Origin of the sequence: Nocardia sp. CY15 (assembly GCF_009829295.1) — a bacterium.
Taxonomy (GTDB): Bacteria; Actinomycetota; Actinomycetes; order Mycobacteriales; family Mycobacteriaceae; genus Nocardia; species Nocardia sputi.
In genome coordinates this window covers 20,729-27,820 of sequence record NZ_VUOT01000055.1, presented here as the reverse complement: position 1 = coordinate 27,820, position 7,092 = coordinate 20,729, and the positions used below count along the sequence as shown (strand labels likewise).

Below are 7,092 nucleotides of genomic sequence, written 5' to 3'. Positions count from 1 at the left end.
TCCCAGCTCGCCCGCGATCGTGCGGATACCCGCCCGCTCTCGCCGCCGGTCAGCGATATGGATGCGCTCGTTCTCGCTCAGATATCGCGACTTCGATACAGCGGAGGCTGCCCGCTCGTGCCGAGCGGGCAGCCTCCTACGTTTCGGATCATCACGGCCGTTGCGCCACTCACGCCCTGTGCGCTCGTTGACGCCGACCATCTGTGACGCCGCTCTGTTGCTGTAACCGAGATCCACGAGACGGAGATACTCCGCCCGCTCGGCCCGCAGCTTCTTACCCGGCCCCGTCTTCCGCTCCGGCTGAATCCTGAAGTCCATCGCAGTCTCCCCTGAACTGGGGTGTTGCGACGACTCCTAGAACCCAGGGCTAGCTGGTCAGGGGCCGTTCTTCTGCGTGCCCTCGGCAGGATTCGAACCTGCGGCCTTCTGCTCCGGAGGCAGACGCTCTATCCCCTGAGCTACGAGGGCGGGATAGGACTCGGTCGGGGCCGGGAAGGCGGTCCGATCGGGCTGGGTCAGCCTATCGTATCGGCCGCCGTCCGCCAAAAAGCGCGGACGGCGGCGGGGTTTTCGTGTCAGCGAAGGGGGGTGGCACCGCGGGTTCTGAGCATGGTGGTCATCAGCTCGGATTCACCGCGTTGGGTTGTGGCCATGGTTTCCGCGAGCGTGCGCACCGCCGTGGTGGCGGCGTGCTGGGCGGCGTAGTCGATCATCGGCAGTCCGCCCTCGTGGTGGCGCAGCATGAGCTGCAGGAACATGGTGTCGAGGGTGGGGCTGGTGGCCTGGCGCAGCGCGGCGAGTTCGGCAGGGGTCGCCATGCCCGGCATGGCGGCCATCGGGCCGGAGTGGTGCGGCTCGTTCGTCCCGGTGTGGTCGTGTCCGCCCATCGGCTCGGTCATCCAGCCCATGAAACCGTCCACACCCTGCGCGGGCTCGTTCCACAGCTGCAACCAGCCCTGCATGCGCCCGATCTGGCTCTGCTGGGTGGTCAGGATGTCGTAGGCGAGGCGGCGGACGTCGGTGTCGGTGGATCGCACCAGCACCACGCCCGCCATTTCGACGGCTTGGGCGTGGTGCGCCGACATGTCCTGGCTGAATCCGACGTCGACCGGGCCCGGATCCGGCTCCGTGGCACCGTCCAGCGGAATCCGCGCCAGCACACCGATCGCGAAGCCGATCAGGATGGCGCCGATGATGCCGAGGATCAGCAGTGCGGTGCGCTGACGGCGGAACTGGCCGCCCAGGCCGGACTCGGCCGTCATATCGCGGTCGTCGGGCCTGGCTGTCGCTTCGGCTCCGTCGGACTTGGCTGCGGCTTCGGGGTCGTTGGACTCGGCTGCTTCGGGGCCGTCCGGCCTGGCGGAAACTTTGCCGTCCCCGGGGTCGGCTGCGGGTTCGCGGTTCTCGGACCCGGCAGGAGCCGCACCCACATCGGACCCGGCAGGCGTTTCGCGCTTGCCGGACCCGGGCACTTCGCGATCGTCGGACACTACTGCCCCGCGCCAGGTGCGGGCTGGCCGGGCGCCGGCTGCGTCGGCGCCGGAGCGCTGGGGACACCGGGCACACCGGGGAGACCGGGCACACCGGGCACACCAGGCAGACCGCCGACCTCGGACGGATCCGGCTGCAGACCTCTGCCGTCCATCGGCACCGCGTCCGGCCCGGGCGGCGTCGGATCGAACGGCGGCGGGTTGTCGGTGTCGAAGACGATGGTCGAGCAGTCCGCACCAACTTCGGGGTAGGTGTAGTTGTTCAGCCGCAGCGCGGTGATGAACTGGCCGACGCGCTTGTCGTCCGCGCTGTCGAGTTTCAACTGGTGGCCCCAGGACTGCAGCGACACCGCGGTGTCTTGACCGGGGTAGGGCGACATCATCGTGTACGGCTTGCCCTCGACCTTCGACTTCAGCTTCTCGATGCCGTCGGCGTTCACCTTGTCCGGGTTGTAGGTGATCCACACCGCGCCGTGCTCGAGCGAGTGCACCGCGTTCTCCACCCGGATCGGCTTGCTGTAGACCACGCCGGTGCAGGTCGCCCACGACTGGTCGTGTGGGCCGCCGAAGGGCGGCGCCTGGTCGTAGGCCACGCGCTGGTTCGCGCCGATGTGCAGCCCGGCGGGGTATTCCTTCTTCACCACGCCCGCGATCCCCTCGGACGGGTCCTTCTTCTGCGCGCTGGGCGTGTACTTGTCCAGGTCGGCCTTTTCCCGGTACTTGGGGACCAGGTTGTAAGCCAGTGCGCCGATCAATGCGATGATTACTACGGCCGCGCCGATGGCCGGCCAGGGGATGTGGCGCGTCTTCTTCGGAAGCTGTCCTTGTCTGCCCCGCTTGCGGGGACCCGACAACTTCGCCGCGGCCTTGGCGGCCTTGGCCGATTTGGCGCTGGGACTGCTAGGCATCGCTCAGTGTGCTCTTTCGACGTGGATGGATCCGCTGGCTGCGCAGTGCCCACCCCGTGGTGTACACCCGCCAAGACCATAGGATAGAGACTCGTGACTCCAGCTGACCTTGCAGATCTCCTTCGCTCCACCGCGGCGAAGGTGCTCGTCGAACGTGGACTGGACCCTGCGGTCCTGCCCGACGAGGTCACGGTGGAGCGTCCCCGTAATCCGGAACACGGCGACTATGCCACGAATGTCGCGATGCAGGTGGCCAAGCGCGCCGGAACCAAGCCGCGTGACCTGGCCACCTGGCTGGCCGACGCACTGTCCGACGCGGACGGCGTCGCCGCCGCCCAGGTCGCCGGACCCGGCTTTCTCAACATCCGCCTCGCGGCTTCCGCGCAGGGTGCGATCATCGAGCGGGTGCTCGCCGCGGGTGCCGCGTACGGCACCGCCGAGGCGCTGAAGGGCACCCGGATCAACCTGGAGTTCGTCTCCGCCAACCCGACCGGCCCGGTACATCTGGGCGGCACCCGCTGGGCCTCGGTCGGTGACGCGCTGGGCCGGATCCTGGCCGCGCAGGGCGCCGACGTGGTGCGCGAGTACTACTTCAACGACCACGGCGCGCAGATCGATCGGTTCGCCGCCTCGCTGGTCGCGGCCGCCACCGGCGCGCCGACTCCGGAGAACGGTTACGCGGGCGCCTACATCGCCGAGATCGCCGACAAGATCGTCGCCGCCCACCCCGACGTGCTGAGCAAGCCGGAGGCCGAGCGCCTGGAGCTGTTCCGCGCCGAGGGCGTCGAGTTGATGTTCGCGCACATCAGGGAATCGCTGCACGAGTTCGGCACCGACTTCGACGTCTACTTCAACGAGAGCTCGCTGTTCGCCTCCGGCGCGGTCGAGAAGGCCGTGGAGCGGCTGAAGAACTCCGGCGACCTGTACGAGAAGGACGGGGCCTGGTGGATCGCCAGCTCGGAATACGGTGACGACCAGGACCGGGTGGTCATCAAGAGCGACGGCAAGGCCGCCTACATCGCAGGTGACATCGCCTACTTCCAGGACAAGCGCTCACGCGGCTTCGACCTGTGCATCTACATGCTCGGCGCCGACCACCACGGCTACATCGGCAGGCTGAAGGCCGCCGCGGCCGCGTTCGGCGACGACCCGGCGACCGTCGAGGTGCTGATCGGGCAGATGGTGAATCTGCTGCGCGACGGCGTCGCGGTGAAGATGAGCAAGCGGGCGGGCACCGTGGTGACGCTCGACGACCTGGTCGAGGCGATCGGTGTGGACGCGGCCCGGTACTCGCTGGTGCGTTCGTCGGTGAACTCGAGCATCGACATCGACCTGAACCTGTGGGCCAGCCAGAGCAACGAGAACCCGGTCTACTACGTGCAGTACGCACACGCGCGCACCGCCTCCATCGCGCGCAACGCCGCCGAGTTCGACTACGCCTCCGTCACCCCTGACCTCGCGCTGCTCTCGGCGGAGGAAGAGGGCGAGCTGATCCGCACCCTCGGAGAGTACCCGCGCGTGGTGGCCAGTGCGGCGAGCCTGCGTGAACCGCACCGGGTGGCCCGCTACCTCGAGGAGCTGGCCGGCGCGTACCACCGTTTCCAGACCAACAAGAACCTGCGCGTCCTGCCGCTGGGTGACGACCCCGTCTCACCGACGAACGCCGCCCGGCTCGCTTTGGTCACCGCTACGCGCCAGGTCTTGGCCAACGGCTTGGGCCTGCTCGGCGTCAGCGCGCCGGAGCGCATGTGACCGGCCTGTCGACCAGAGCGAGGAAGGAAGCATCAGTGAGCGAGCGAACCATCGCTACCGCCTGCGCGACAGCGCCGGAGCCGAGTGTCAGCGAGAGGCGGAAATGAGCGCGCACCCGGCCGGTCCCCGGCATGCCGAGATCCCGCACGCGCCGAACCTGCCGGAGCGTCCGAGCGATCCGAAGCAGATGATCGACCTGCCCGCGAACGTCTGGCCGCGCAACTGCGTCCGTGACGAAGACGGCGTCGTCCGCTTGGCGGGCGTGCCGGTGCACGAGCTGGCCGCGCAGTTCGGCACCCCGCTGTTCGTGGTCGACGAGGACGACTTCCGTTCCCGTTGCCGCGATATGGTGCGCGCCTTCGGGTCGAACGCGCGAGTCCACTACGCCTCCAAGGCATTCCTGTGCGGCGAGGTCGCCCGCTGGATCCGGGACGAGGGTCTCTCGCTGGACGTGTGCTCCGGCGGCGAACTCGCCGTCGCACTGCACGCGGGCTTCCCCGCGGAGCGAATCGCCTTGCACGGCAACAACAAATCGGTCTCGGAACTGGAAGCCGCGGTGTCCGCGGGGGTCGGTCACGTCGTGGTCGACTCGCTGATCGAGATCGAGCGCCTGGAAGCCGTCGCGGGCCGCGCGGGCGTGGTGCAGGACGTACTGGTCCGGGTCACCGTCGGTGTGGAAGCCCATACCCACGAGTACATCTCGACCGCGCACGAGGATCAGAAGTTCGGCTTCTCGATCGCGGGCGGCGACGCGATGGAGGCGCTCGCGCGCGTCTTCGATGCCGACAATCTGCGCTTGGTCGGCCTGCACAGCCACATCGGCTCGCAGATCTTCGAGATCGACGGCTTCGAGATCGCCGCGCGGCGCATGCTCGGCCTGCTGCGCGAGGCCGTCGACAAGTTCGGCGTCGAGCGCACCGCGCAGATCGCGACGCTGGACCTCGGGGGCGGACTGGGGATTTCGTATCTGCCGTCGGACGACCCGCCGCCGCTGGACCGCTTCGCCGCGAACCTGCGCGAACTGGTCGCCGCCGAAGCCGAACGCGCGGGCCTGCCCACGCCGGTGATCGCGGTGGAGCCCGGACGCGCCATCGCCGGTCCCGGCACGGTGACGCTCTACGAAGTGGGCACCATCAAGGACGTCTCGCTGGACGGCGGTCTGCGCCGCCGCTACGTGAGCGTCGACGGCGGTATGAGTGACAACATCCGGCCCGCGCTGTATCAGGCCGACTACGATTGCCGCTTGGTCTCGCGGTCGTCGCAGGCCGGGCCGGTGGTCGCGCGCGTCGTCGGAAAGCATTGCGAGAGCGGCGATATCGTCATTCGCGACACCTGGATGCCCGCCGACGTCGGCCCCGGCGACCTGGTCGCCGTCGCCGCCACCGGCGCGTACTGCTACTCGATGTCCAGCCGGTACAACCAGTTGACCCGCCCCGCGGTCGTCGCGGTGCGGGACGGACAGTCGCGCCTGATCCTGCGCCGGGAGACGGTGGCGGACCTGCTCAGCTTGGAGGTGGAAGCGTGACGACGGCGAACGCGAAGAACGGCGTCTGGGGGCCCGATCGCCCGATCGGGGTCGCGGTCCTGGGCATGGGCAATGTCGGCACCGAGGTCGTGCGCATCCTGCGTGAGCACGTCGAGGACCTGCGGTCTCGCGTCGGCGCCCCGGTGGTGCTACGCGGCGTGGCCGTGCGCGATCTCGCCGCCGACCGCGGCATCCCCGCGGACCTGCTGACCACCGACGCCGACGCACTCGTCGCCCGCGACGACGTCGACCTGGTGGTCGAGGTGATCGGCGGCATCGATCCGCCGCGGCGGTTGATCCTGGCCGCGCTGAACGCGGGCAAATCCGTGGTGACCGCGAACAAGGCGCTGCTGGCCGACTACACCGGCGAACTCGCCGCGGCCGCCGAACGCAGCCGCGCCGACCTGTACTTCGAAGCCGCGGTCGCGGGCGCCATCCCCGTGGTGCGGCCGCTGATCCAGTCGCTCGCGGGCGACCGGGTGAACCGGATCGTCGGCATCGTCAACGGAACCACCAACTTCATCCTCTCCGGGATGGACGAGACCGGCGCCGACTACTCGGAGACGCTGGCCGAAGCGACCCGGCTCGGCTACGCGGAGGCCGATCCGACCGCCGACGTGGAGGGTTACGACGCCGCGGCGAAGGCCGCGATACTCGCCTCGCTGGCGTTCCACACCCGGGTCACCGCCGCCGACGTGTACCGCGAGGGCATCTCGCGGATCTCCGCTGAGGATTTCGAGACCGCCTCGGCGCTGGACTGCACGGTGAAGCTGCTGGCGATCTGCGAGCGTGTGGACGCGGGCCCCGGCGAGCCGGGGCCGGAAGACGGCGGCAAGGAGCGCGTCTCGGTACGCGTCTACCCGGCGCTCATTCCCCGCAAGCACCCCCTTGCCGCGGTGACCGGCGCGTTCAACGCGGTCGTCGTCGAGGCGGAGAACGCCGGGCGGTTGATGTTCTACGGACAGGGAGCGGGCGGGGCCCCGACCGCGTCGGCCGTGCTCGGCGATCTGGTGATGGCGGCACGGAACAAGTTCTTCGGGGGTCGCGCTCCTGGCGAATCGGTTTATGCTGAGCTACCGATCGCGCCGATCGGCGATACGCCCACCCGCTATCACGTGAACCTCCAGGTCGAAGACCGTCCTGGGGTCCTGGCCGCGGTGGCGGGCGAATTCGCCGCACATGGGGTGAGCATCTCGACCGTCCGTCAAGAAGGGCACGGCTCGGGTGCGCGCCTGGTCGTGGTGACCCACCACGCCGTGGAGTCGGCGCTCGCGGACACCGTGGCCGCCCTGGCGGAAATGGCATCCGTCACATCCGTGACCAGCGTTCTGAGATTGGAAGGCACCGAAGAATGACCACAGTGTCGCGCAGCGACGCCATAAGGGGCGGCGGCCGGGAGACGGGTGGGCCTACGACC

General features: G+C 69.1%; 5 protein-coding genes, 1 tRNA gene and 1 pseudogene. 3 read left to right on the top strand and 4 right to left on the bottom strand.

Annotated features, from left to right (window positions below; genetic code table 11):
* From GVY39_RS32460 to GVY39_RS32445, 4 genes and pseudogenes are all read right to left on the bottom strand, one after another.
* A pseudogene (locus GVY39_RS32460) lies at positions 1–318 on the bottom strand (hypothetical protein); the annotation flags it as partial.
* A 77-nt stretch (positions 319–395) separates the two neighbouring features.
* Positions 396–468, bottom strand: a tRNA-Arg gene (locus GVY39_RS32455).
* Between the two features lie 107 nt (positions 469–575).
* Complete coding sequence (locus GVY39_RS32450; RefSeq protein WP_159930800.1) at positions 576–1,262, bottom strand: DUF305 domain-containing protein; 687 nt, start codon at positions 1,260–1,262, stop codon at positions 576–578.
* Between the two features lie 227 nt (positions 1,263–1,489).
* Positions 1,490–2,398 (bottom strand): DUF3105 domain-containing protein, encoded by a 909-nt coding sequence (locus tag GVY39_RS32445; protein ID WP_159930797.1) that lies wholly within the window; start codon positions 2,396–2,398, stop codon positions 1,490–1,492.
* Between the two features lie 93 nt (positions 2,399–2,491).
* Between GVY39_RS32445 and argS the strand changes: the two genes are divergently transcribed.
* From argS to GVY39_RS32430, 3 genes are all read left to right on the top strand, one after another.
* A complete protein-coding gene (argS, locus tag GVY39_RS32440) occupies positions 2,492–4,150 on the top strand; it encodes an arginine--tRNA ligase (RefSeq protein WP_159930796.1) in 1,659 nt (552 codons plus the stop codon).
* Positions 4,151–4,253: 103 nt separating this feature from the next.
* Positions 4,254–5,675, top strand: coding sequence for a diaminopimelate decarboxylase (gene lysA, locus GVY39_RS32435; protein WP_159930795.1), 1,422 nt, complete (start codon positions 4,254–4,256; stop codon positions 5,673–5,675).
* Positions 5,672–7,030 (top strand): homoserine dehydrogenase, encoded by a 1,359-nt coding sequence (locus tag GVY39_RS32430; protein WP_159930794.1) that lies wholly within the window; start codon positions 5,672–5,674, stop codon positions 7,028–7,030. The genes lysA and GVY39_RS32430 overlap by 4 nt, the downstream gene beginning before the upstream one ends.
* Positions 7,031–7,092 lie beyond the last annotated feature (62 nt).

Bases quoted from the DNA above. Each gene is read 5' to 3' on its own strand.
- GVY39_RS32450 (WP_159930800.1), bottom strand. From the start codon at position 1,262: ATGACGGCCGAGTCCGGCCTGGGCGGCCAGTTCCGCCGTCAGCGCACC.
- GVY39_RS32445 (WP_159930797.1), bottom strand. From the start codon at position 2,398: ATGCCTAGCAGTCCCAGCGCCAAATCGGCCAAGGCCGCCAAGGCCGCG.
- lysA (WP_159930795.1), top strand. From the start codon at position 4,254: ATGAGCGCGCACCCGGCCGGTCCCCGGCATGCCGAGATCCCGCACGCG.